This window comes from Thalassotalea profundi (assembly GCF_014653195.1).
In the GTDB taxonomy this organism is placed as follows: Bacteria; Pseudomonadota; Gammaproteobacteria; order Enterobacterales; family Alteromonadaceae; genus Thalassotalea_B; species Thalassotalea_B profundi.
Genome location: NZ_BNAH01000012.1, coordinates 130,532 through 156,687, shown reverse-complemented (window position 1 = coordinate 156,687; position 26,156 = coordinate 130,532). Strand labels below are relative to the sequence as shown.

Below are 26,156 nucleotides of genomic sequence, written 5' to 3'. Positions count from 1 at the left end.
GTTGCCGTAATTTGCTTAATAGCGCTTTATCTTGGTTTTAGTCAGTATTTATCGCAATTTATCAGCGTGCAATTAATTGTTGTTGCTTTAGTAACTATTTTAGCGATTGTCAGCATTACTTTTATCGCCTGCTATTTACCGTCAAAGCATTACATTAACAGACCTGTGATACATAGTTTAAACAATCAAGAATAAAGTTTTCAAAAAAGGGTTATGAAAATAACCTTTTAAAAAAGCTGAATACATTTGATCTAGAGTTTTCAGGAAGATGAAATTCGTAGGCTTCGTTTAATAGCATTAAACGTAATGAGTAAGTACTGCCATGTCCCCATGGCCACCATATTGCTACCATTGTAGGCTTAACACTGTCAGTAGCGGGTAGTGTAAATATCTTTTGTTCTTTATTTAGTGTTATTAAGTCACCGAGTTGATTTTTTAAATCTTTTGGCGCTTTTTTAATATTTTTTTTATCCCATTCATGAGCAAACACATCACGTAATATGGTGATTACGTCTTCTGACTTATTTTGAGCGAATTCTGTTAAAAGTACAGATAATCGGTCATCCCACTGCCAGATAAGATCGCTGCGCAATGTATCTCTGAGTAGTTGTGTGTGGTGTTCTATTTGCTGTTGTGAAAAATTCATATTAGAAGTTAGTTTATTGTTCTTATTCTATTTAATTTATACTTACTCTATTTCTTTAATGTTACATAGTGATTAAAAAAGGGCAAGAAAAACTTACCCTTAGCGTTTTCAACACCTTAGAAAAGGGCCGCAATATTATTTTTCACTTTTCTCTTTCTCTTTTTCTTCTTCATCTTTACCTAGCCAAGCATGTAAAAACTGAGTGTGTTGTTCTGTAATTTTATCATCGGCTAATTTACTGATGCTTAGTTCAGGATCAGTAATAAAAGTGATTTGCTTAGTTATGGTTTCACCGCGTTGAATATATTCAATGGTTGTGGTTTCTCCAGCTTCAAATTGTGCTAAAGCTTTCTGCCATAACTTTTCAGATCGGATTGTTCTACGACCTAATTTAACAATTTGATCGCCACGCTCAATGCCAGCTTTATAGAGTGGAGTATTTACCGGGATATTATTGCTAATTAACGCATCCTGTCCACGAAAGTCAAAATTGACTCTACCTAAGTAAGCACTTGTATCGTCAATTTGCTTGGCTTCTAATCCTGCACTTTCTAATAAAGTATAATAGTCTGGAGTTTCTTGGCCATAAATATATTGGTTAAAAAACTCTTCTGCAAATTTTGCATCATTAACTACTTCAGCCAAGGTCGCTTGTAAATCTTCGCGGCTATAAGGTTTTTCAATTTTTCCAAATTTTAGCCACATAGCTTTCATTAAGTCATCAAGTGTTTTATCTGGAAATTGAGCGCGGATGGTTAAATCTAATGCCAGTGCACGCGCGCGCCCATAACTATAATAACTAAAGAATATATTGCTAAAATTGGTTTTATCAATTGAAGTACCTGCATCAGTAAAGGTGGCAAACATACTTGCCCCTTCAGGCGTAAAATAAAGTCGTCCAGGAACTTGGTACGCTTGATTAACAATACCTGATGCCGTTTCTAGGTATTCGTCAATAGTCATTTCGTTAGCTCTACGTATTAATAGGTCGTGATAATAGGTAGTAAAGCCCTCAGCGAACCATAGACTAGGAGTCATATTCGCACCACTAAAATTAAAAGGCTCTAATTCTTTAGGTCGAATACGCTCAACATTCCATATATGAAAAAATTCATGAGAAAGTGTACCAAGCTGACTAAATTCAGCTTCATCTAAAGAGTTGGGATTAGTGATAATAGTTGAATTCCTATGCTCCATACCATCACGATTAACATGCGGTAAGTAATCAGCTATAAATATATACTCACCGTAGTCAAATTTTGGTAGCTCGCCAAATACTTTTATTTGTTCGTTTACCACATTTTTTGCCATTTCGGTAAACTTATCAATGTCTTCTTCTGTACCGTCATGATGTATTGCGAGTTTGATTGTTTGAGTACGTCCATCAGAGCTTAATTGCCATGAGCGTACTTGATGGTTACTCAATTCTGTTGGGCTATCTAAAAAATAGGCAAGGTCTGGTGCGGTAAATTGATATTTACTATCACCTTTTGGTAATTGAGTGGCAACTTTCCAGTTTACATTAAATGGTTTGAACTCAATACTTATGGGAGTATTTTCATGGCCTGTTGCCCACATAAAAGTGGCAGGCATATTTAAATGTGCATGGGTGCGATCAATTTGTGTGTATGTGCCATCGCCCCTATCACCAAATAAAGTATAAGTTACAGTCGCTTCACCATCATGGCCATTGATATGCCATTGATAGGGATTTGGGCGAGTAACAACTAATGGTTGCCCTTGACTGTTTACTGCACTTACGTTGTAAACATTTTTTGCAAATTCATGTAGTGCGTATCTCCCCGGAGATGAACGGCTCATTTGTACTTCAAGTACAGGCGTTTGAATATTACTAAATGTTGCTGATATTTGTGCTTCGTGATGCTCTGCATTATCAAATGAAACCTGATATAAAGTTTCGTTAGAGGCAAAAGCCCAAGAGCTAATGAAAAATATGGCAAGGGTGAGTAATTTTCTCATTGTCCATCCTATGAGTGATCAATTTTAAAGGGGTAAAGTGTAGTGATTAATGGTGTGTGAATACAAGTAAAAATTGTATACATTTTTAGTAATACCTATGAGATTCGTCATAACCAATTGGTTTTATTGTTTTATTTTAGATAAAAGGTAAGTCTTGTAGATGTTCTAAGAGAAAATCAATAAGTGTTCTTACTTTTGAGGGTAAGTGTCTATTTGCTGGATAAACAGCATAAGCATTAAGGCTGGTTAATTGAAAGTCGGTGAGAATTGGCGTTAAGCTGTGATCTTGAATGTTCTTCCAAACAAAAAAGTGAGGTGTTTGAATTATTCCATGACTTGATAAAGCCATTTTTTGTAAAAATTCTCCATTGTTAGCAACACAATGTATTTTAGGTTGTCCGGTAATCCTTGTGCCATTACTATCAAGGAACGAGATGCTTTGGAAAGGGTTATTTTCATACTTTAATAATTTATGGTGCTTAAGTTCTTCTGGATTTTTTGGGGTTCCATGTTCTAGAAGATATTCTGGACTTGCGCAAATTAACTGCTTAATTTCTATTAATTTTTTTGCTTGTAAGTTTGAATTAGCTAATTCGCCAATACGAATTGCAAGGTCCATACCTGATTCTATTAAATCGACACGATGATCTGAAAAGTGAACTTGTAATTGAATATCAGGATTTTTTTGTATAAATAGGTCAAACGGTTCAGATAAGTACATTAGACCGAATGATAAAGGGACCGTTATTTTTAAAGGGCCAGAAAGGGCTAGCGTATCACTCGAAGTAATATTATTAAGTTCATCCACTTCATCAAGAATAAGTTTACTTCGTTGATAATATTGCTTACCTGCTTCGGTTATGCTTGATTTTCGTGTTGTTCGTGAAATGAGCTTGAGCCCTAATTTTTGCTCCAAAGCGGACAAACGTTTACTGACTGCCGACTTCGCTAGTCCTAACTGTTCCGCAGCAAGAGTGATACTACCTGCTTCAATAACACGTGCAAAAATTGCCATATCTTCTAATTGGCCCATAAAACACCCAATAGTTTCCAAAATGAGAATTATAATTTCATATATTTAATGTTTATTAACTAAAGTGCAACTATTAAAATTTGGTTAACTTTTTTAATACAATTTAGGAATATCCATGACCGCAGTAACTAAACTTAGACTATCAGAGCGTTATGCTCAGAAAGCAGCATTTATGCTAGCGCCTTTAGGGAGAATATTCATAGCCTTAATTTTTGTAATGTCAGGAATGAATAAAATATCTCAATATTCAGCTACTCAAGCTTATATGGATATGATGGGGGTACCTGGATTTTTGCTTCCTTTGGTTATTGCTTTAGAAGTTGTGGCTGGCATATTTATTATAATTGGTTACCAAGTGAGAATTTCAGCGTTGTTATTAGCGGGTTTTACTGTGTTATCTGCTCTTATGTTTCATGCTGATTTTTCTGACCAGTTACAGATGATTAGTTTTATGAAAAATATTGCGATTGCTGGCGGTTTTCTTATGCTTGTTGTACATGGTGGTGGTGCAATGTCACTTGATAATAGACAACAGGCGTAGTGCTATTTTTCAACATATTTAAAAAATATGTATATATTGTAAAGAATCAATCGGAGGTATTGTATGGCAATCACTCGTGAATTAATTGCTATAACTAAAGGTATGGCAGCATCTGATGGTGCGGGGGTTAAGTTAACAAGACTTATCGGAAGCCCTGATTTAAATTTGCTTGATCCTTTTTTACTGCTAGATTCGTTTGAATCAAGTAGTGCTGATGATTATTTAGCCGGCTTTCCACCTCACCCTCACAGGGGTTTTGAAACCGTTACTTATATGCTTGAAGGTAAAATGAGACATAAAGATAGTGCGGGAAATGAAGGAGTAATATCGAATGGCGGAGTTCAGTGGATGACCGCAGGTAGCGGTATTATTCATTCTGAAATGCCAGAGCAAGAATCAGGCATGATGCAGGGTTTTCAACTGTGGGTTAATTTACCTAAAGTGGCTAAAATGTCAGCACCAAACTATCAAGAGTATGATGCTAAAGATATTGCACATGAAAAAAGCTCTAGCGGTTCTATCGTTAAAGTTATTGCCGGTATCACAGATAACGCAACGCAAGGCGTAATTAAAAATGATTATGTTCGTCCAAGCTATATGGATGTAGATTTGCCAATATCAGAAATGTTTACTCAAACTGTTCTGGCGGAAGAAAATAGCTTGGTATATGTCATTTCTGGTGAAGTACTTATTGGAGAGAAACAAAAAAAATTATCAGCTAAACATCTGGGAGTGTTAAGTAAAGGAGAAAAGGTGCTTGTTATTGCAAGTCAACAGGCGAGGTTTATTTTTTTATCAGCATTACCACTTAATGAGCCGATAGCAAGAGGGGGGCCGTTTGTCATGAATACACAGGCTGAAGTTGAACAAGCGTTTAGCGATTATCGTAATAATTGCTTTATAAAGTAAGCTATTTACCCAGGTTGGGGTTATTTAAATTATTAAAAAACCTGCCGAAGCAGGTTTTTTACTTTGATCAACATTTATTGATGTTTATCTAGATAATTTATTTTTTATCCCAGCAAAGTTCTTCTCGACATACTGTAGTATCTTGTAGCGCATTGGTGTAATTTTCTTCTCTATGCGCTTGACCAAAATTTCTGGTAACTAATCGTGGAGATCTGTTGTCAATAAGTAACACTTTATAGGTATGTACCAAGTCATCTTTAGTTAATGAGGTAACAGCCTCTGACAATAATTCCCGTCTATTAAAGTCGGTATAGCCAGTGGCTAATTCCCCCCATAAGCGCGATGTTCTGCTGAGTAGGTTTTTATCTTTTTTATTGATATTGGTTAATAAACTATCTATGTTTTTCTCAAAATCAGCGTCAGACATATCGGCGAGTACTTGGTACTGTGACTCAATAAATTTATTGATGCGTTTTTCTAGCTCTACGGGACCAACTTTTGACGATTGCACATAAAAGTTAAGGGTTGGTAGGTTTTCTGTGCTACTGCCTGAAGCGCCCACTATGTAGCCTAATTGTTGTTTAGTACGTAATTCATTGAAAAAAGCCGCACTTAATACTTGCCCAAGAATTTGTGTTTTTGCGATATTTTGCATATTACTTTGCATTGGGTAAGAGACAACAATCGCAGAGTCATCATGAGCTATGTCTAGTTCCACCACCTCATTTTCGTTCGAGTCCATTTGACGGATATGGGCTTTAAAACCCTCGCTAATATTGTTATCGCGGATAAAGCTTTGTCGTAAGTTGCTTGCGATAGAGATTGCTTCATTTTTACTAGTATTCCCGTGCGTTAAGACTTTGATAGAAATATCACTTAACAATGTATTCATATAGCGCTTTAAATCAGCAAGGTGAATGGGCTCTAAGGCATCAGCTAATTCAGCATTAGAATAAGGATCTATACCAAATTCTCGACGAGAACGTGAAAAAACTTGGTTAATCGGTCGGTTTAACGCTGAGTTTTTCCAATCACGAACTAAACTTTCTTTGATCATGTCAAACTTATCTTGGTTGATATCAAAATCGATAATGGCTTTATTTATTGCTTTAATTAGTTCAAGTTGCTTATCGTTATAGCCGCTGATGGTATAGCCTAAGCCTTTATTTGAACTGAATAAGCCGTAACTTAACCCTGCAAGTTTAGCGTTATAGCCATAAGCATTTAATTTATCTTCGATCAAACGGTCCGCTAATGCTATTTGTGCTCGATTTTTGACATTATCACCTGCAAATGGAGATTCTATTCGCATATAAACGCTTGATTTAGGCATATTGAAGCTAGTGTCTTGGTAGTGCCATAAAGTTAAACCTGACTCTTTGACGATGATTTCAGGTTTCGTATCAATATTTGCACTTCTAACTGAAATATCTTCTGCGATAAATGGGTTTAAAGCGGGTAGTTGCATGGTTGCATCAGCACTTGCATTTTGCCATTGTTCTAGTGTGGCAGGTGCTATTTTGTTAATTGCATAACCAACATCATATAATGGCTCGTGTTGATCTGTTTCTACATTAGGGCTTACAAGAGTTTGCTGCATATTGTAGGGTGATAATTGCGTTAAAAACTTGTGAGTCAGTTCGGCATCAAAGGCTTGAAATTGGTAGTCGGTATTTAGCAAGTTACGTGGTGGGGTATTTTGTAATACGGGTGCTAATTGGTACACCGTCGACATTGGGTTACCTTTTTCTTGAAAGGTAAAGTCAAGTTTTGCGATGTCTTTTATTTCGTTGTAATAGGCTTGGGTAACACCTTTTTGTTTAATTAAATCAATATACTGAAAAATTTGTTCGGTAATACCATCAACATCTTTTATGCCTGAGGGTGTTAATTCAACACTGATTTTAAAAACATCCATTGCTTCTGAGTCACTTTTGTAAGCTGACAGTGACTCAATAAGCCCTTGTTTATTTAATCGAGAATATAATGAGTTCTCACCTTCATGCCCTAATAAATGAGAAACAATAGCTAAAGGCTTTTTAGCGCGATATTGATGAGTGTCTGAAATAGGAAAAGTGAGTGTTAATAAGCGCATTTCTCGTAAAGGTTCGATGGTTACACGCGTCGCTTTTTCTTTTTCTGTTAATAATTCCCGAGTTAGTACTGGTTTAGCTTTACCATTATTTTTAACTGCCGAAAATTTACTACGTACCATAGTTTCGACTTCGCTAAGAGGACTGTTGCTTAATACTACCAATGACATACGGTGCGCAGAATAATGCTCGTTGTATGCTTTTAGTAATGCATCGTAAACGTCTTCATCTTCGCGATCTGCTAAAGTGTTTAAGTTACCTACACTAAATTTACTGTATGGATGCGCATTGTTAACTGCTTGGCGGCTAGCTTCGCGAATACGTCTGCTGTCTTCTTTTATTTTGACTGAATATTCAGAGTCTACGGCATTTTTTTCGCGTTCAACAAAGCTACGTTCCATTGTTGGTGCAATGAAAAATTGGGCAAAACGGTCAAGAGCTTCGTCAAAGGCTTCATTTTTCACATCAAAAAAGTAATTAGTATCTTCAGGGGCTGTGTAGGCATTTGATGAACCGCCGTTTTCTTTCAAAAATTTATTATATTCACCAGCATCAGGGTATTTCTCAGTGCCCAAAAACAACATATGTTCAAGAAAATGTAAAAGTCCTTCACGGCCTTCCGGCGAATGAAATGCACCTACTGATATATCCATAGCCGCGGCCGATTTTTCGGTGGTTGGATCTGAAATCATTAAAACCTTCAAGCCATTGTCTAATAACATATATTGATATTGACGTTGATCTGATTGGCTTTTTATTATTTGTTCGCTGCTTATTGATTGATTTGGAGAGTTATCAACACTAGGCGTATTTTGACAAGCGGCCAAGGAAAAAAGTAGAGCGAGGGAAATGGCAGTGGGTTTAAATGGTTTCATCAATATTCACTTATTATTTATGCTATTACTAAAGGCAGTTAATTCTACTAGTGTAGTGAATTGCGCTTTAATATGAATGGGCTATTTGTAACAATTAATTAACCGGTAAATTTAAAGGTTTGAACTACGAAATGCAAAAAAATCGTCATAGTTTGAATTTTAAGCAAATATGGCTAACACTTAATGTAGTTAATCATCACTTATTAAAAAAGCGTTGAAGATATGCCAGAGAATTTACGGAAAAATGAAAGCGGTTCAGTTTCTGAAAAAGAATCTCCAATTGTCGTTATTAAACGAGAAATACCTAGTTTAGCGGGTATACCTTTGCATAAGCATAAACGTGGGCAGCTTTATTTTGTTCAAAAAGGCGTGATTGCGATAATTACTTCACAAGGCCGTTATATTGCGGCTCCTAATCAGGGAGTCTGGGTACCAATGGGACAAGAACATGAAGTTATCGCTAAAACAGATACGCAATTAATTCATTTTTATTTGGCTCCTGAGCAATGTGAAAATACGCCTGAGCAGTGTGTAACCCTTCAAGGGTATGCTTTCTTTAGCGCGATTGCTTTAGAAGCAAGCACAATATCTAATGATTACACTTGGAAAGGAAGTGACGGACGATTGTTAAGGCTGATAAGAGATCGAATTTGTCAGGCTGATTGGTTAGATACCTATTTGCCTTATCCTCAAGATGAACGCTTAAAATTGATTGTTGAACGACTACAAAAGCATCCGGCAATTAAAAGCGATTTAATTGCTTGGGGTAAGTTTGTTAGTGCATCATCACGCACACTTACACGTCGATTTAAAATTGAAACGGGGATGACGTATAGTGATTGGCGTCAACGCTTAAATGTTCAAATAGCGATAAAGCATATTGTGCTTGGCGATAGCATAAATGAAATAGCTAAAATGCTGGGTTATGAATCGAGCTCTGCTTTTATTTATATGTTTAAAAAACAAGTGGGTGTTACGCCCAATAATTATCTAAATATTTGTTAATAATTGAGTTGTTAGCTATTTATAGGCATCGACAGCGAGTGCTAGATTATATCTTTCGATGCAACTTTGGCAAATACAGCTTTTTCGTTTGAATTGTGGTTCTACCATATCAATTACGTCTTGAGGTATTTCAGCTGAATAACACCAGCACTCTCCAGGTTGATGAGCCTGACATAAGTTTTTGTTACGACAAAGAGGGCAAGTTGTGTCATCAATTTCTTTATCACTATTTTGAGACATATCACTCATAAGCCAAGCCTTTTTTGAGAGTAATCATTAATGTAAAGATTAATGATAGTATATTGAGTAATCTAGTCTATTATTTTATTGCAAAAGAATTGTAGTCATTAAGTTGTGTCTATAATCAATAAAATGGTCTTACTGAAAGGAATATTCATGAAATTTATAGCACTGTTATTTGTTTGTTTTAGCTTTAATGTTTTTGCTGAAAAGACACTTTCTGGAGAGATATCGCAAACGCAATCGGTTGAAAAGGCGGTTAATTATTATTTAGACGGTAGCAAGTTAGGGGATCCTGATATTGTTGCTAAAGCCTTCCATGAAACAGCTAAAATTCAGGGAGTTAAAGACGGGGCGCTTAAAACTTATGAATTGGAACAATTTTTAGGGTTTTTCAGTAAAGATAAGCCTGGGACACACATCACGAGTATTATCGCTGTAGATATAGAAAATACTGCTGCATCAGTAAGGGCTGAATGGGATATGGGGACTTGGAAATATGTTGATTATCTTTCATTATTAAAATTTGGTGATGAGTGGAAGATTGTTAATAAAATATATACAGTAGTGCAAAAGTAAATACTGTAATAATTAGGCTTACTAGATAAACTGCTAATTGCTTTATTGAAAAGATGTAAATGAATAAGATAATAGAAAAATATTTAGATAAAGCTTTTGGCTCTACTTTGCTTGATGATTTACGCTTAGTGCTTGATAGTGGTATTAATTTGCTTGATCTACTTAATACTAAGACTATCCGTCACCCTGAAAGTGAAATTAATTTTCGCAAACAGTTAATCGTTCAAAAAGTAAAAGCTGTTGTTTCCTCTAAGTTACCTACCTTAGCGACTGAACAGAGTAAAAGTGATAAAAAACCGCGAGTGCTCTTTATTAACGGTATTGTTACGCCTTATTCTGTTGCTAAGCATCAAGCGGATATTTTAAATAAAGCAATTAGGCAGGATGTTGCGTTAATTTATAATGAAACTGATGGGCTATTTCAAGATTTACTTGAATGTAATCAAGGACGCTCTGGTGTATTAACTGATGTGGCACAGCGAATGCTTGAGGCGATTGAAGCACAATTGTTAGAAGAGGGAGAATTAACCATTGTGGCTTATTCACAAGGTGCAATAATTTCTACATCGGCGTTAATTGAGCTCGCAAAAAATGCAACAGAAGAAGATTTGTCACGTATTCGCTATATTACCTTTGGCGCAGGTTTTAAAACCAGTGTTTTATCGACACATATCTATTGTGAACATTTCGCAAATAGTGATGACCCTGTTACTTGGTTGGGTTTACAACACATAGATTTTCCATATAGCGGCGAGCTTTTTATCAGACAAGCAAAGGGCCACTTTCTCATTGCTGATTACTTAATTCCTATGATGAATGGCGCTACTTATGGTGATTCATGGTTTGAAAAACAAATTCACCTTAGTGATCACCAAACGCCATCTTCAGTCTTACCTTGATATTTAATATCGCTTTGTTTAAATACGAGCGACTTTTTCGCGGCTAATTTAGTTTGGTAATCTTTTGTTAAAGCTACGATCGTGGGGGTGAGTAAAATTATTGCAGTAATATTTACTAACGTCATTAAGCCTAATGCCATATCTGCCATTGCCCATACTTGCTTTAATGTCGCACTTGAGCCCCAAAGTACCATGCTTAAATAAGCGCAGGTATAAAGAGTACGGCCCAACGTATTGTCGAGTTTAAATAAATGTAAATTACTTTCGGCATACGCGTAATTTGCAACAACAGAAGTAAATGCAAACAGTGAAATGGCAGCGGCAACAAAGTAAACACCACCAGCGCCTAAATGGGTTGTCATAGCATCTTGAGTTAACCTTATGCCTTCCATCTCTCCAGAAATGGGTAAATCAGCCAAAAGCACAACAACTGCGGTACAAGTACAAAGCACTATGGTATCTAAAAAGACGCCCAGCATTTGTACATAACCTTGGGTTACCGGGTGATTAGGATTAGGGGATGCACTTGCTGATGCATGAGGTACACTACCAGCACCCGCCTCGTTGGAATATAAGCCTCGTTGAATCCCATTTTTAATGGCTGCGCCAAGGGCACCAGCACCCGCTTCCTGTAAACCAAAAGCAGAACTAAAAATATCGACTAGCATAGCCGGAACTGCGCTAATATTTATTAGGGTAATAACTAGAGTGGTAGCGATAAATGCAACGCCCATAAAAGGCACAACTAATTCAGCAAAGCGGGCAATACCTTTTAACCCACCGACAACAATGCTGCCTGCGAGTAGAGTAATCATTAAACCTGAATAAAATGTTGGAATTTCAAAAGCATGATTGAGTGCATCGGTAATTGTATTGGCTTGCATTGCACTAAAACTGAAGCCATAACCAAGAAATAAACAAAGTGCAAATAAAATTGCAAACGGACGATTATTTAAGCCCATTTGAATATAATATGCAGGCCCGCCACGGAACTCTTTTTTATCGTCGCGTATCTTATAAAGCTGTCCTAAAATACTTTCAGCAAAGCCTGTTGCCATACCTAATAGAGCAATAACCCACATCCAAAAAACAGCGCCACTGCCACCTAAAGAAATGGCCATAGAAACACCTGCTAAATTTCCTGTGCCGACGCGGGCAGAAAGTCCGGTGCAGAGCGCTTGAAATGAACTTATCCCTGATGTATCACTTCTACTACTGCCTTTCATCACACTGAACATGTGTTTGAAGTGGCGTATTTGTATGAACTTTAATTTTAATGAAAACCAGAAACCCGCAATCACTAAAAGATAAATAAGTATCTGCCCAGATCCCCAAAGCCATTGATTTACATGGTTGACAGCAGTTATTACCATTAAATTATCTCATTGCAGTGTTTGTATTTAGGATAATAGTTAGATAGTAGTGCAATAACATTTAGTTTACAACGCATTACGTTTGTCATCGCAACGACATTTTATTGTCATTAAATCATCATAAAAAGCTGTTTGACTATCCTCTATTTTATTAATCATTAGTACAATTAAATAGGTAAGAGAATGAAATTAAGTAAGTTATTAATTGCAATGTCATTGATGGGGTTGGTATCAGCATGTACGCTTGATGGTGACGACGGCGCAGCAGGAATGAATGGTGCTGATGGAAGCAATGGTCAAAATGGCGTTGACGGTATTGATGGTAATAATGCTCCAACAGGTTTAGCTATTTCTCTGGTAGGACGCGCAGTGCTCAATGCTGATGATCCTGAAGGCGCGGCTGAAATAGTCACTTACCAAACCTCTAAAAATTGGATTTATGCAGTTAATAGCTCTGTTAAGCCGGCGGTTGTTGAAGTGATTGATGCCAATGTATTGGATGCCGATGCGCTTGCAGCAGATAGTGAAGGTATTATTTCAGGAACAAACTTAGCGTCAATCTACACATTAAATTTACCTGAAACTGCAGGGTTAAATGGTGATGCCAATAGCATAGCTATTGATAATAATAATGAATTGTTAGCTGTTGCCATAGCCTCAGGTACACCTGGCATTAATGGGCATATAGCGTTCTATGATATTTCTGGAGCGACCCCTGCTTTCTTAAAAAATGTTGTTGTAGGTGATTTACCTGATAATGTGACTTTTAATCATGCGGGTACTAAAGTATTAGTGGCAAATGAAGGTGAGCCTTCAAATGATTATGTAATTGACCCTGAAGGTTCTATTTCTGTTATTGATATTACTTCAGGCGTACCAGCTGATACAGCGATAAGTATTGAATTTACACAATATAATGAGATGCAATCTGAGCTTGAAGCGCAAGGAATGAAATTTTCAAACCCATCAGGGCAAATGATTAAAGGTGAGCTGAGAAATTACACGGTTGCTCAAGATCTTGAACCTGAGTATATCGCTATATCTGAAGACGACACTACTGCCTATGTGACTTTACAAGAAAATAATGCGATAGCAATTGTTAACCTAGCTGATAATACGTTGCAAATAAAAGGGCTTGGCTTTAAAGATTGGAGCCAACACAAACTGGATGTATCAGATAAAGATGGTGGTATTAATTTTTCAAGCTACCAGAATTTGTTTGGTATGTACCAACCCGACACTATCGTGAGCTATTCATGGAAGGGTGCTAATTTTGCAATATCAGCTAACGAAGGCGATGGTCGTGAATATATCGCATTCGAAGGTGATGCTGAAGAAGATGCAGGGAAAGCTACCTGTGAAAGTGACTTCCCACAAGGGAGTTATGACTGGGATGATGGCGAAGAAATTTGTATCGCATTTACTGATGAAGTACGCGCAAAAGATCTAGAAGATTATGGTGTGGTAAGCGCTGATTTAGATGCCTATATATCAGCAAATGGCGGCAACGATGGTTTAGGTCGATTAGTTGTTACCAATGCTTTAGGTAAAAATGAACAAGATGAATACAGCAAGCTTTATACCTATGGTGCCCGTTCATTTACCATTTGGGATAATAATGGTTTAAAAGTATTTGATTCAGGTGACGATATTGAGCGAGTTACTGCTTCAATTCATGGAGAATCATTTAACAATAATGAAGATGAAAATGAAGGTGACACACGCTCAGATGCAAAAGGTCCAGAACCTGAAGCGTTAGCTATCGGAAAAATAGGTACTCAAACCTATGCCTTTATTGGTTTAGAGCGTATGGGTGGTATTTTAGTTTATAACGTTACTAACCCATATAATGTTAATTTTGTTGAATATTTTTATAATAGAGGCTTAGTTGCTGGTGCCGATATAACTGGTGACTTAGCACCTGAAGGTATGAAGTTTATCTCAGCAGAGCAAAGCCCAACCAACGAAGCATTATTGATTATTGGTAATGAAATTTCTGGTTCAGTCGCCGTATGGCAAATTAAAGAGCAGTAAATTCAACAACACTAAACGAAAACCAATAGCTATGCTGGTTTTCGTTTTTCATTTTTAAGCTCAGTCTTTAATGTCACTCTGCGTGTTTAACAAAGCAATCATTTCATCTTCGGCTATGGGTTTTGCAAATAAGAAGCCTTGTCCTAAGGTGCATTCATTGGAGCGTAAAAATTGTTCTTGGCTTATTGTTTCAATACCTTCGGCAACAGACTTTAAACCTAAGGCGGCAGACAAAGATAATACGGCTTTTATAATGGCTTGTGTTTGTGGCTGTTCATTTAAATTGAGTACAAAAGAACGGTCTATTTTTAACGAATCAATCGGTAATTTAGCAAGTCGCTCTAGTGAAGAGTGGCCGGTGCCAAAGTCATCAATTGAAATTTGTACCCCTAATGCTTTTAGCTGAGTGAGTTGGTCAATAACTATGTCATAGTCCATCATCACAACATTTTCGGTAATTTCAATTTCAATATATTCAGGTGCAATATTGAATAATAATAAAGCCTGTTGAACATCTTTAAATACATTTGCTTGTGAAAAGTGATGGCCAGAAATGTTCACGGCAATAGGTACGCAGAATTTATTTTCTGCTTGTAATTTACTAATGAGTTGAGCGCAGGCATTTAATACATAACGACCAATATTAACAATAAGTCCCGCATTTTCGGCAATGGCAATGAACTCATCAGGTGGTATTGGTCCTAACTCGTGATGGGTCCATCGCAGTAGAGCTTCCATACCAACAATTTTATTATTAGTTAGATCATATTTAGGTTGGAAAAAAACTTTTAATTCTTGGGTTTCAATTGCTTGTTTTAGGCAATGTTCAATTTTTAACTGTCGTTGCATGCATTGTAAAAAGTCAGCCGTATAAAATTGTATGCGTTTTTCGCCTGCTTTAATTGCATGTAATGCCATATCCGCTTGGTTAATTAATTCTTCAGGATCGCTACTATTGTTGGGAGCGATGGATACGCCAATATTAATACCTAAAAATAATTCATGGTCCTGTACTGCGAAGGGGTCGATGAAACTGGCTAAAATATTATCAAGTAAGGTGTTTAGTTTTTGTACATCATCAAATGGGTAGATAATGACAAACTCATCGCCACCTAAGCGTCCTAAAAATGTATTGGTAATAACAGATTGTAAGCGTTTTACTCCGGCTAACATTAATTGATCACCAGTGACGTGATCATACACATCATTAACTTTTCTAAAACCGTCTAAATCAATAAATATCACGGCACACTTTTGTTGTGTTGTGGTTAAAAGTGCAACTTCATCACGCAACTTTTGTAATATATTGAGTCTATTGGGTAAGTTAGTTAGATGATCACACATGGCCAACTTTTGCATTTTACTCTGAGTGGCAATGTTGGCTGAAATATCATCAATAGCATGAATGAAATAATCAATATTGTTAGCGACTGATGCGAGGCGAATAGATGTTTGCATAACCGGAATAAGCTGGGCGTCATTATTTTGATACCACAGTTCAGTTTCAGTGTGTTCAGTGCTTTTAATATGAGCCCAAGTATTTTTGAAAAACTGTTTATTGTGCAAGGAACAATATAGCTTTTGTAAGCTTTCGCCTTTGAGATCTTCACTAGTATAGCGTAGTAATGCAGAAGCTTTATCGCTGATTTCAACAATAAAACCATCAATATCCGTTAAAATAATTGCTTGATCAAGTGAGTTCACCAATCTAGAAAAAGTCGAATTTAGCTGACTTTTTCTCTCTTGGAGCTTGATTTGCGTTGACTTTCCATCCTTAGTTAGTCCTATTATTTCTTGAATAGCCATAATCCATGGCTGCTCCAGATTTTTTGAAGAACTCACACTACTACCTAACAACAATTATGAAACTATGACGATTAGTTTCAGAAAATAGGAACTGCATTGTAAAGCTTATTGGTTAAATATCAATCATTTTGTCATAATTGCATTGATGTGAGTTTTAATTAATTAAGTAAATGAAAAGTAAGAGAATAGAATAAAGCCCTCGCAAAACGAATGACAGCGTCAGTTTCGTTGGTATAAAAAACTTTACAAAGTGTTTACATAAAGTAGAAATATTAGGAAATATAGACAAATAGCTTGGTCAATTGGCAAAGTGTGAGACAATTTAGGCTGTAATCACAACATATGGCTATATATGAAACTTTTAGTTCGTAATTTATCACGCTCAACAACAGAGCAAGAAATTCGTTTATTATTTACCGCTCACGGCACTGTTAATGAATGTACACTAGTACTTGATCAAACAACAGGTAAGTCTAAAGGCTTTGCTTTTGTTGTAATGCCTAATGAAAGTGAGGCTAATAGTGCCCTTACCGCTTTACATGAAACCCGAGTGGCTAAAAATAGAATTAGAGTCAAAATCGCACAATAACCTAAATGTTTTAGCAATACTGTTTATAGCATATACCTGAATAACCGTAGAATTTCACTTGCTAGTGTTGATGGTTCTATATTACCATTTGAGGCTCTTGTCGGAGTGCCATATGGCTGAGATCGCGTAAGCGGGATCCGTAGAACCTGATTCAGACTAATATCTGCGAAGGAAACAAGGTAAAAGTTACCCTACCTGAGATCTACACTCCGTCTTTTATATTTTGCTATGCGTTGCATAGCCTAGATAATATTGAAAGGCTGAAAATGACTAAACCAACTCGTAAAGAAAATCGCCAAGCGGCACAACAATTTCTTGATAATTGTGCCAATCAAAGCTTCCCTAACTCCGAAAAAGTATATGTATCAGGCCAGTTACATCCCATCAGTATAGGGATGAGAAAAGTCTCATTATCAGGTTCGCTTATTGGCGGCACTAAAGATAAACCTATTCTGGTGCCTAACGAGCCTATTGAAATATACGATACTTCAGGACCATATACCGATCCAAATGTAAATGTTGATGTGCAAAAAGGCTTACCCAAATTACGTCAATCATGGATTGAAGGAAGAGATGATACTGATGAACTCGCCAATATTAGCTCTCGATACAGCCAACAACGACTAGCAGATGAAGGACTGGAGCATATACGCTTTGAAAATTTGCCGAAAGTTCGACGCGCTAAAGAAAACGCTAATGTTACGCAAATGCATTATGCTAGACGTGGAATTATTACCCCTGAAATGGAATATATTGCGATTCGTGAAAACTTTAAACGTCAACAGTTTAAGGAGGACGCTTTACATCAACAACATCCAGGAAATAGTTTTGGCGCAGCGATCCCTAAACAAATTACGCCGGAATTTGTGCGTCAAGAAGTTGCAGCAGGGCGAGCAATTATCCCTGCAAACATTAATCATCCTGAAGCCGAACCTATGATTATTGGCCGTAATTTTCTTATTAAGGTTAATGCAAATATTGGTAATTCAGCCGTATCATCTTCAATAGAAGAAGAAGTTGAAAAGCTTGTTTGGTCAACCTTATGGGGGGCTGATACGGTTATGGATTTATCGACAGGGCGCTATATACATGAAACTCGTGAATGGATCATTCGTAATTCGCCGGTGCCTATAGGTACCGTGCCTATTTATCAAGCCTTAGAAAAAGTAAATGGTGTTGCAGAAGATCTAACTTGGGAAATTTTTCGCGATACATTAATAGAACAAGCCGAGCAAGGAGTTGATTACTTTACCATTCATGCAGGTGTGTTATTACGTTATGTGCCGATGACGGCAAAACGTGTAACAGGTATCGTATCGCGAGGCGGTTCTATTATGGCTAAATGGTGTTTATCGCATCATAAAGAAAACTTTTTATACACCCACTTTGAAGATATTTGTGAAATTTGCAAAGCCTATGATGTGTCATTTTCATTAGGTGATGGCTTACGCCCAGGCTCTATTGCCGATGCTAATGATGAAGCCCAATTTAGCGAATTACGTACTTTAGGGGAATTAACAAAAATTGCTTGGCAACATGATGTGCAAGTGATGATTGAAGGTCCTGGGCATGTACCTTTACATATGATTAAAGAAAATATGGAAGAACAACTTAAACATTGTGATGAAGCGCCTTTTTATACATTAGGGCCTTTAACAACCGATATTGCGCCAGGCTATGATCATATTACCTCAGGTATCGGTGCCGCTAATATTGGTTGGTATGGCTGCGCTATGTTGTGCTATGTCACACCTAAAGAGCATTTAGGGCTACCCAATAAAGAGGACGTTAAAGAAGGATTAATTACTTATAAAATAGCCGCCCATGCTGGCGACTTAGCAAAAGGTCATCCCGGGGCGCAAATTCGAGACAATGCCTTGTCTAAAGCACGTTTCGAATTTCGTTGGCATGATCAGTTTAATTTAGGGTTAGATCCTGAGCGGGCGAGAGAATACCATGATGAAACCTTACCGCAAGAATCAGGAAAAGTAGCACACTTTTGTTCAATGTGTGGGCCAAAGTTTTGCTCTATGAAGATTAGCCAAGAAGTTAGAGAGTACGCGGCTAAACAGGAAGGCGACATTCAGATTCAAATGGTTGATGTGAAAGCTGAGTTTGATCACCGTGAGCTTGAACAACAAGCAACGCAAGGAATGCAAGACAAATCGGCAGAGTTTAAAGCCAAAGGCAGTGAATTATACCATACGGCGCAATAGGAGCCGTTATGAGTAATATTGCGGTTGTAGGTAGTGGGCTTGTTGGCCGGTTGTTGGCGTTACTCCTTATCCAGCAAAATAAAACTGTGGTGAGTAACGTCAGTTTATTTGAGAAAAATGCGCTATTAACCCCTGAAAGTACAGGGCTTATAGCTGCAGCAATGGTATCACCTGTAGCTGAGTCAGTCACCGCAAGTGAACATATTACGGTGATGGGTCAGCGCTCTTTAGCGCTATGGCCTAAACTCCTTTCTTGCTTGGCAATCAAACAGGCTTGGTGGCAGTTAGGCACGATTGTAGTCGCTCATCGACAAGATATGTCAAATTTAACGCATTTCCAACAACGTCTAAAGTCTAACAATGAAGCTGATAGTGCCGAGATGAATGCAGATGATTTAATCGCACTTGAACCTGAACTAGCACAACAATTTAATCAAGGGCTTTTTCTACCCTCTGAAGGTCATGTTGATAATCAAGCATTGTACCGACAAAGTGCGCAGCAAATTCAAGAGAGCGACATTAATCTTTTCGAACACACGGCAACTAGAATAATTGATAACACAATTCATTTACCAAGCGGTGAAAAGCAGGTGTTTGATTGGGTGATTGATTGTCGAGGGTTGGGCGCATCTCAGCAATTGATCGATCCAAAAGCAACATTGCGAGGGGTTAGGGGCGAGGTTGTTAGAGTACGAGCACCGCAGGTTAAGCTTTTGCATCCTATTCGTGTAATGCACCCTCGCTATCCCCTGTATATCGTACCTAAAGGAAATAATGAGTATGTGATTGGTGCAACAGAAATTGAATCTGACAGCGAACAAGCTATCAGTGTTCGTTCCGTGCTTGAGTTGCTTTCAGCCGCTTATAGTGTGCATTCTGGATTTGCAGAAGCTGAGGTTTTAGCTATGCAAACAGGATTAAGACCGACATTACTTGATAATGAACCGTCAATAACCGTTCTAAATAAATCAATACAAATTAATGGCTTGTATCGCCACGGCTATTTGCTAACACCCTATATTCTCGAACAAGTCTTGCAATTGTTGCGTTCATTTGACTCGTTTTGTGCAGATCAATGGCAGGTTTATTCTGAAATAAGTAGTGAATTTTCAATAGATGATGTTGTCACTGATAGCGGATTCGACCACAAGTTAATTACTGTCTTTAATGGAGGAAATGAGTATGCGCATAATGATCAATAACATTGAGCATCTTGTTGATAATAGTGAACTCGTTGAAATAATAAAGCAATATGGGGCAAAAGCACCATTTGCCGTTGCTATTAATGGTGAGTTTGTCGCGAAATCAAATTACGCAACGACGCAGGTTCAACCCGACGACTTAGTTGATATTGTTTCGCCTATTTTTGGTGGGTAATGTGGACTTATAATGAAAAATAGCAATAAGTTAATTATTTATGGACAAGAATTTTCAAGTCGTTTGTTAATTGGCAGTGCGCTCTACCCATCTCTTGATGTTATGAAAGCTGCAATAGTAAAAAGCGAAAGTGAAATTGTGACGGTGTCATTACGCAGGCAAAATCCTGAGAACAATGGTGGCAATATTTTTTGGCAAGAACTACAGTCGCTGGGATTAACTTTATTACCAAATACTGCTGGCTGTCATAGTATGAAAGAAGTTGTAAATTTGGCGAAAATGTCACGGGAGTTATTTCAAACCGATTGGATCAAGCTCGAATTAATTGGCGATGAATATAATTTACAACCCGATCCAATGAATTTAGTTGCTGCGGCTGATATTCTGTTAAAAGACGGCTTTAAAGTGCTTCCTTATTGTACTGATGATTTGGTGATATGCCGTCGACTTGCAGACTGTGGTTGTGAAGTGATTATGCCTTGGGGGTCTCCGATAGGTACAGGGCAAGGCTTAGCTAATCCACAAGCATTATCTGCGATACGTCATCGTTTGCCAGATACGACACTCATTATTGATGCGGGCTTAGGCTTACCTTCGCATGCAGTACATGCATTTGAACTGGGCTATGACGCGATTCTATTAAATTCTGCTATTGCGCAAGCGACAGATCCTATCACAATGGCCAGTGCATTTTCGTATGCATGCAAAGCAGGCCGAGCAGGATATTTAGCGGGTCGAATGCCTGAACGGCAAGTAGCTCAGCCGAGTACGCCAATTATGGGGATGCCATTTTGGCATCAAGATTAAACATACTGAATAAGATTATTTTATGAACAACTCCATTGTATGGACAATTGCTGGGTCTGATTGCACAGGTGGCGCGGGGATTCAGGCAGACTGTAAAACATTACATAACTTAGGTGTGCAAGCATGTACGGTTATTACTGCGGTAACGGCGCAAAATTCTTCAGGTGTATTAGAAATTAATTCAGTGAGTAGTGAGGTTTTGGCGAGCCAACTTAACGCGTTAGCACAAGAGTTACCTGCTCAGGTTATTAAAATTGGGTTATTAACTAATATTCAACAAGTTGAACAAATCGCTGACATGTTAGCTTTTTATAAAGGCAACTGGCAGCAATCCCCCGTTGTTGTTTATGACCCAGTGGCTATTGCGTCAAGTGGCGACCATTTAACGGAAGAAGATATTTTAGTGGCGATCAAAACCAAGCTTTTACCGTTAGTTGATGTATTAACACCCAATAACAAAGAAATGCAGAACTTATCGGGTGTTTATGCCTTTTCTTGGCAGTGTTTAGAAAGAGCCGCACAAGCGTTATTAGACTTAGGCGTTGGTAGTGTTGTGATTAAAGGGGGACATATTGACATCGACACTAGTTGCTGTGTTGATTATTGTACTGATGGTGAACACCATTACTGGTTATCGAGTAAGCGCATTAGTAATACTCAAGATCATGGTACGGGTTGTACCTATGCCTCAGCGCTCAGCGCTTGCTTAGCGCAAGGTTATTTATTACGAGATGCGGTAACGATCGCTAAGGCTTATATTAATCAAGGTTTAACTAGAACACAGCAATATAAAGGACAATATGGGGCGGTTTGGCAAGGAAATTGGCCCACTAATGCTGAGTATTTTCCCCAGGTTTTAGTCAACAACTCGAACTTAGCGAATAAACTTGAGTGGGAAGGCACTAGCACTGATATAGGTTATTATGCAGAAAAGTTTGCATCTATTGATGAGAAAAAAATGGGTCTTTATCCCGTTGTTGATTCGGTTGAATGGGTTGAACGTTTATTAGTTGCTGGCGTACAAACTATTCAATATCGTGAGAAAAAATTAACAGGTTACTCATTAGAGCAAGCTATTGCACAAGTTGTAAAGCTAGGCAAGTTACATACTGCACAAGTATTTATTAATGATCACTGGGAGTTAGCCATTAAATGTCATGCATATGGTGTTCATTTGGGGCAAGAGGATATTGTAAAAGCTGATTTGCCTAAGATTAAAGCCGCAGGCTTGCGTTTAGGGCTTAGCACACATGGCTATTACGAATTCTTTCAGGCATTGGAATATCAGCCTTCTTATATTGCTATTGGTGCGATTTTTCCGACTAAAACAAAGGATATGACGGGGCAAATACAGGGTATTACTACGTTAAGTCGCCTCGTTAAAATGAATGAGGATATTCCTATTGTTGCTATTGGCGGAATTAATTTGGAAAATGCATCGGAAGTTCTGGCAACAAGCGTAGATAGTATTGCCGTTGTTACTGCGATTACCCATGCGGAAAGCCCTGAAGATGCCATTAAAAATTTCCAAGAGTTAATAATATGTCATTAACCGATAGAGAATATATGCGTTTTAGTCGCCATATTATGCTAGATGAATGTGGTGAATCAGGGCAATCGACAATAAAGAATGCTCATGTATTAATTGTGGGAATGGGGGGGCTAGGTTGCGCCGCAGCACAATATTTAGCTGCAGCAGGAGTAGGTACGCTAACTTTAGTAGACCATGATCAAATAGAGTTGAGTAATTTACAGCGACAAATATTATATACCGAAAAAGATATTCATAGTGCCAAAGTAGAAGTTGCTAAAATAAAACTAATGGCGATGAATTCACATCTAAACGTTAAAGCAGTTCACCAATCTGTTTTCAATATTAACTTAAATATGATGCTTAACAATATTGATGTCGTGCTTGATTGTACAGACAATATTTCTGCTCGGCATTTTATTAATCAAGCATGTGTTAATACCCAAACTAAGTTAGTGAGTGCTTCAGCCATTCAGGGGCAGGGACAGTTAATTAGCTTTGATTTTTCACAACATCGATCGCCATGCTATCAATGCCTTGTACCTGATAAAACACAAGTGGAAAGCAGTTGTAGTAGCTTAGGGGTGTTTAGTCCATTGCTTGGTGTGATGGGGAGTTTACAAGCTGCAGAAGTTGTTAAGTTACTATTAAATCAACATCAAACTCTGAATCAATTATTGTGTTTTGACTCATGGAAAATGGAATTTAAGTCAATAAGCTTAAAAGCTGATTTAGACTGTGAATGTTGTGGCGAATAGGATAAGAGCAATTATAGATTGTCCAATTCAGCTTTTACCCAACTAATGGCTTCTTCTTGATCTTCAAAAATTTTGTAACCATGATACGGGTCACCGTGTTTTTGAAGCATATAATTTGGAATAAGAGGCGGATTTATAAATACTACATGCTTACAATTATTTTGTTCAGCCCATTTTTGTAAGTCTTGCAATGGTTGAATAACATCAGTACCTCCGCCTTCCCATGAAGACAAATTTACGATTCTAGCCCAAGGCTTTGCTGTTAATTCAGATGCGACTTTTTGCATATGCTCGGCATAATTTTTAGTTCGTTCAACATTCCAAGCGCCAAAGAGTTGTGATAACACAAAATTATCTTGAACTACTAATGTATAGTAACCATGCTCTAACATTTAACGACTCATTGGAAATATTGTACTGTATAGTTTGAAATATAGCAGAAGTAGATTATTAAAAGCTAGCAATTGTATAATGAATAGGTACTTGCTAAAAAGTGTTTATATCAAACCTAGTATTAGAGCACAGGCTATTGTAAATAGTAATACCGACACAAGTTGTTGAATGAAGCGAACAGTAACTTTCGTCAGTACTTTTTTACCGATAACCGCACCTAAAAATGCAGAAAGTGCTGCGCTAGCAACTATCCACCAATTGATTTCATCTACTTGGCGAAAATGTGATCCATAAATAGATAAGCGGGCGATATCGACCAAAACTGCAATCATTACCCCTGTGGCAATATATGCGTGTTTAGTCAAGCCTATTTTAAGTAAAAACATACTTCGAAATGCGCCTTGATGTCCCGAAAGTCCACCTAAAAAACCGCTAATAGCACCGCCCAAAGGGAGATATCTTTTATCAAAATTAAGCTGAGATATTTTGGGGGTTAATTCAATTATCAGTAATAAAATAATTAAGCCGCCAATGAATAAGTTAACAGTGGCTACCTGACGTTGAAATCCAAAAAAGCTGTAGTGAGTAATAAGATTAATAGCGCTAAAGTGTGTCAGTATCCATGCCCCGATAAATGCCGTAAGCAAAGCTGGCAAACCAAAGCGTAATAATACTGAACGATTAATATCATGCCACACTAGCACTAACTTAAAGGCATTATTTGCCAAGTGAACGATGGCAGTAATTGCAATAGCAACATCGACAGAGAAAAATAAAGCCACGATTGGCATAAGCAAGGTGCCAAGGCCAAATCCAGAAAAAAAGGTGAGTAGAGATGCAAGAAAGCTAACTACAACAATGATGATAAAGCTGAGCATATTTTAAATTACAGGTTGTTTTTAAGTTAGCTAAAAATAATAGCAGCACTAATTGCAGTGGTAGCCAATACAATTGATAGTATCAATTGCTTATGACGTTTTTGTTGCTGCAATTGTAATTGTATAAACATCTCTTGTTGTTGATGAATAAGCTGCTTATCTTTTTTTAAATAATCGTAAATTAAATCGGGAATTTCAGGAAGTTTTTCATTCCAAAAAGGTAAGTTATCTTTTACTTTATTAAATACAGCTTTAAACCCCATTTGCTCTTTTACCCAATTTTCTAAATATGGTTTGGCGGTTTGCCATAAATCGAGTTGTGGATATAACTGGCGCCCTAATCCCTCAATATATAATAAGGTTTTTTGTAGCAATACAAGCTGAGGCTGTACTTCCATATTGAAGCGACGAGCAGTATTAAATAAGTTCACTAATACTTGACCAAAAGATATTTCAGCTAAAGGTTTATTAAAAATGGGTTCACAAACAGTGCGAATAGCAAATTCAAATTCATCAACATTAGTGCCAGCAGGTACCCAACCTGAATCAACGTGTAATTGAGCCACTTTACGGTAATCGCGATTAAAGAAAGCGACAAAATTTTCGGCTAAGTAACGTTTATCTTCACGATTTAATGTACCTACAATACCACAATCAATCGCGATCCACGTTGGATCAGCGGGGTCATTAGCATTAACAAATACATTACCGGGGTGCATGTCGGCATGGAAAAAGCTATCACGAAATACTTGAGTAAAAAATACATCAACACCACGCTCTGCTAACAATTTCATATCAACGCCTAGATCATTCAGAGTTGAAATTTCGCCAACACCAATGCCGTATATACGTTCCATAACTAAGACATTTTTATGGCTATATTCACTGTATATATCGGGCACATATAAAATATTGTCGAGTTCTTTTCCTTGAGAAAAATTGCGTTTGAGCTGAATCGCATTAGCCGCTTCACGATTGAGATCTAATTCATCTAAAATAGTTTTTCGGTATTCTGCAACAACTTCTTTAGGTCGCAAGCGTTTACCATCAGGTAGCCAACTCGCCATAACACTTGCCATACGACTCATGACCTGTAAGTCGGCTTTAATCGTTTTTTCAATGCCAGGTCTTAATACTTTAATAACAATGTCTTTTTCTTCATTGTTTGTCGTTAATGTCGCGGTATGTACTTGAGCTATTGAAGCTGAGGCCAGTGGCTGTAAATCAAAATTTTGAAATACTAAATTGAATGTCTCGAGACCTATAGCATCGATAATAATTTGTTTGGCAAGTTGACCGTCAAAAGCACCAACTTGATCTTGTAATAGGCTTAATTCATTAGCAAAGTCTTCGGGTAGTAAATCCTTGCGGGTAGAAAGCATTTGCCCAAACTTGATAAAAACAGGGCCTAGAGATTCTATTGCTAATCTAAAACGCAGGGCTAAAGGTTTATCTTTGTGCTTATTTCGTAGCCAAAACAAACTCGGGCGAATAAGTTTTACATACCAAGGTAAACTTTTTTTAGGCAGTAATTCGTCTAAACCGTAGTTTAAAAAGGTTTTTACTATCTTATAAACTCTCTTAGTGCTCATAG

Annotated in this window: 24 protein-coding genes and 1 riboswitch; of the genes, 14 read left to right on the top strand and 10 right to left on the bottom strand. The window is 37.5% G+C overall.

Annotation, left to right across the window (positions count from 1 at the left end; all coding sequences use genetic code 11):
• Positions 1-195 (top strand): hypothetical protein (locus IE155_RS14600; protein ID WP_189378984.1); only part of this gene is annotated, 195 nt, incomplete at its 5' end.
• A 16-nt stretch (positions 196-211) separates the two neighbouring features.
• Here the strand turns inward: IE155_RS14600 and IE155_RS14595 are convergent.
• From IE155_RS14595 to IE155_RS14585, 3 genes are all read right to left on the bottom strand, one after another.
• The gene (locus IE155_RS14595) at positions 212-646 is read right to left on the bottom strand and encodes a hypothetical protein (protein WP_189378983.1); all 435 of its coding nucleotides are present in this window, start codon (positions 644-646) and stop codon (positions 212-214) included.
• A gap of 135 nt (positions 647-781) precedes the next feature.
• Positions 782-2,626, bottom strand: coding sequence for a M61 family metallopeptidase (locus tag IE155_RS14590; protein ID WP_189378982.1), 1,845 nt, complete (start codon positions 2,624-2,626; stop codon positions 782-784).
• Between the two features lie 136 nt (positions 2,627-2,762).
• Positions 2,763-3,659 carry a LysR family transcriptional regulator gene (locus IE155_RS14585; protein ID WP_189378981.1) on the bottom strand — a complete coding sequence of 299 codons (897 nt, stop codon included), beginning with the start codon at positions 3,657-3,659 and terminating at the stop codon, positions 2,763-2,765.
• Positions 3,660-3,774: 115 nt separating this feature from the next.
• On the opposite strand from IE155_RS14585, the gene IE155_RS14580 reads away from it, so the two are divergent.
• Entirely contained in the window at positions 3,775-4,200 is a 426-nt protein-coding gene (locus tag IE155_RS14580) for a DoxX family protein (protein ID WP_229817336.1), read from the top strand.
• Between the two features lie 63 nt (positions 4,201-4,263).
• The gene (locus IE155_RS14575) at positions 4,264-5,109 is read left to right on the top strand and encodes a pirin family protein (protein WP_189378980.1); all 846 of its coding nucleotides are present in this window, start codon (positions 4,264-4,266) and stop codon (positions 5,107-5,109) included.
• Between the two features lie 97 nt (positions 5,110-5,206).
• Here IE155_RS14575 and IE155_RS14570 read toward each other — a convergent pair whose 3' ends face one another.
• A complete protein-coding gene (locus IE155_RS14570; protein ID WP_189378979.1) occupies positions 5,207-8,077 on the bottom strand; it encodes an insulinase family protein in 2,871 nt (956 codons plus the stop codon).
• A 222-nt stretch (positions 8,078-8,299) separates the two neighbouring features.
• Here IE155_RS14570 and IE155_RS14565 point away from each other — a divergent pair, with 222 nt between their 5' ends.
• A complete protein-coding gene (locus IE155_RS14565) occupies positions 8,300-9,082 on the top strand; it encodes an AraC family transcriptional regulator (RefSeq protein ID WP_189378978.1) in 783 nt (260 codons plus the stop codon).
• A gap of 15 nt (positions 9,083-9,097) precedes the next feature.
• On the opposite strand, the gene IE155_RS14560 is transcribed toward IE155_RS14565, so the two are convergent.
• Entirely contained in the window at positions 9,098-9,331 is a 234-nt protein-coding gene (locus IE155_RS14560) for a cysteine-rich CWC family protein (RefSeq protein WP_229817335.1), read from the bottom strand.
• Positions 9,332-9,478: 147 nt separating this feature from the next.
• On the opposite strand from IE155_RS14560, the gene IE155_RS14555 reads away from it, so the two are divergent.
• Positions 9,479-9,901, top strand: coding sequence for a nuclear transport factor 2 family protein (locus IE155_RS14555; RefSeq protein ID WP_189378977.1), 423 nt, complete (start codon positions 9,479-9,481; stop codon positions 9,899-9,901).
• Positions 9,902-9,960: 59 nt separating this feature from the next.
• Positions 9,961-10,800, top strand: a complete 840-nt coding sequence (locus tag IE155_RS14550) for a PE-PPE domain-containing protein (RefSeq protein WP_189378976.1) — start codon at positions 9,961-9,963, stop codon at positions 10,798-10,800.
• On the opposite strand, the gene IE155_RS14545 is transcribed toward IE155_RS14550, so the two are convergent.
• Complete coding sequence (locus IE155_RS14545) at positions 10,770-12,173, bottom strand: alanine/glycine:cation symporter family protein (RefSeq protein WP_189378975.1); 1,404 nt, start codon at positions 12,171-12,173, stop codon at positions 10,770-10,772. The two genes, IE155_RS14550 and IE155_RS14545, sit on opposite strands and share 31 nt — an antisense overlap.
• A 183-nt stretch (positions 12,174-12,356) precedes the next feature.
• Between IE155_RS14545 and IE155_RS14540 the strand changes: the two genes are divergently transcribed.
• Complete coding sequence (locus IE155_RS14540) at positions 12,357-14,207, top strand: choice-of-anchor I family protein (protein WP_189378974.1); 1,851 nt, start codon at positions 12,357-12,359, stop codon at positions 14,205-14,207.
• Between the two features lie 60 nt (positions 14,208-14,267).
• Here the strand turns inward: IE155_RS14540 and IE155_RS14535 are convergent, their stop codons facing one another.
• The gene (locus IE155_RS14535) at positions 14,268-16,049 is read right to left on the bottom strand and encodes a putative bifunctional diguanylate cyclase/phosphodiesterase (RefSeq protein ID WP_189378973.1); all 1,782 of its coding nucleotides are present in this window, start codon (positions 16,047-16,049) and stop codon (positions 14,268-14,270) included.
• Between the two features lie 316 nt (positions 16,050-16,365).
• Here IE155_RS14535 and IE155_RS14530 point away from each other — a divergent pair, with 316 nt between their 5' ends.
• The 7 genes from IE155_RS14530 to IE155_RS14500 all read left to right on the top strand — a co-directional run bounded on the left by IE155_RS14530 (position 16,366) and on the right by IE155_RS14500 (position 23,291).
• Positions 16,366-16,602: an RNA recognition motif domain-containing protein gene (locus IE155_RS14530; protein ID WP_189378972.1), complete on the top strand. Its 237-nt coding sequence runs from the start codon at positions 16,366-16,368 to the stop codon at positions 16,600-16,602.
• A gap of 91 nt (positions 16,603-16,693) precedes the next feature.
• Positions 16,694-16,793: riboswitch (TPP riboswitch) on the top strand.
• Between the two features lie 75 nt (positions 16,794-16,868).
• Positions 16,869-18,818 (top strand): phosphomethylpyrimidine synthase ThiC, encoded by a 1,950-nt coding sequence (gene thiC / locus IE155_RS14525; protein ID WP_189378971.1) that lies wholly within the window; start codon positions 16,869-16,871, stop codon positions 18,816-18,818.
• Between the two features lie 8 nt (positions 18,819-18,826).
• Positions 18,827-20,020 (top strand): FAD-dependent oxidoreductase, encoded by a 1,194-nt coding sequence (locus IE155_RS14520; protein WP_189378970.1) that lies wholly within the window; start codon positions 18,827-18,829, stop codon positions 20,018-20,020.
• Positions 20,001-20,195, top strand: a complete 195-nt coding sequence (thiS, locus tag IE155_RS14515) for a sulfur carrier protein ThiS (RefSeq protein WP_189378969.1) — start codon at positions 20,001-20,003, stop codon at positions 20,193-20,195. Before IE155_RS14520 ends, thiS begins: the two co-directional genes overlap by 20 nt.
• Before the next feature lie 12 nt (positions 20,196-20,207).
• Positions 20,208-21,002, top strand: coding sequence for a thiazole synthase (locus IE155_RS14510; RefSeq protein ID WP_189378968.1), 795 nt, complete (start codon positions 20,208-20,210; stop codon positions 21,000-21,002).
• A gap of 22 nt (positions 21,003-21,024) precedes the next feature.
• The gene (gene thiE / locus IE155_RS14505) at positions 21,025-22,554 is read left to right on the top strand and encodes a thiamine phosphate synthase (protein WP_189378967.1); all 1,530 of its coding nucleotides are present in this window, start codon (positions 21,025-21,027) and stop codon (positions 22,552-22,554) included.
• On the top strand, positions 22,545-23,291 hold the full coding sequence (locus tag IE155_RS14500; RefSeq protein ID WP_189378966.1) for a HesA/MoeB/ThiF family protein: 747 nt from the start codon (positions 22,545-22,547) through the stop codon (positions 23,289-23,291). The genes thiE and IE155_RS14500 overlap by 10 nt, the downstream gene beginning before the upstream one ends.
• Before the next feature lie 11 nt (positions 23,292-23,302).
• Here IE155_RS14500 and IE155_RS14495 read toward each other — a convergent pair whose 3' ends face one another.
• From IE155_RS14495 to ubiB, 3 genes are all read right to left on the bottom strand, one after another.
• Positions 23,303-23,683, bottom strand: coding sequence for a hypothetical protein (locus IE155_RS14495; RefSeq protein WP_189378965.1), 381 nt, complete (start codon positions 23,681-23,683; stop codon positions 23,303-23,305).
• A gap of 105 nt (positions 23,684-23,788) precedes the next feature.
• A complete protein-coding gene (locus IE155_RS14490; RefSeq protein ID WP_189378964.1) occupies positions 23,789-24,562 on the bottom strand; it encodes a sulfite exporter TauE/SafE family protein in 774 nt (257 codons plus the stop codon).
• 26 nt (positions 24,563-24,588) lie between these two features.
• The gene (gene ubiB, locus IE155_RS14485) at positions 24,589-26,154 is read right to left on the bottom strand and encodes a ubiquinone biosynthesis regulatory protein kinase UbiB (RefSeq protein ID WP_189378963.1); all 1,566 of its coding nucleotides are present in this window, start codon (positions 26,152-26,154) and stop codon (positions 24,589-24,591) included.
• Positions 26,155-26,156 lie beyond the last annotated feature (2 nt).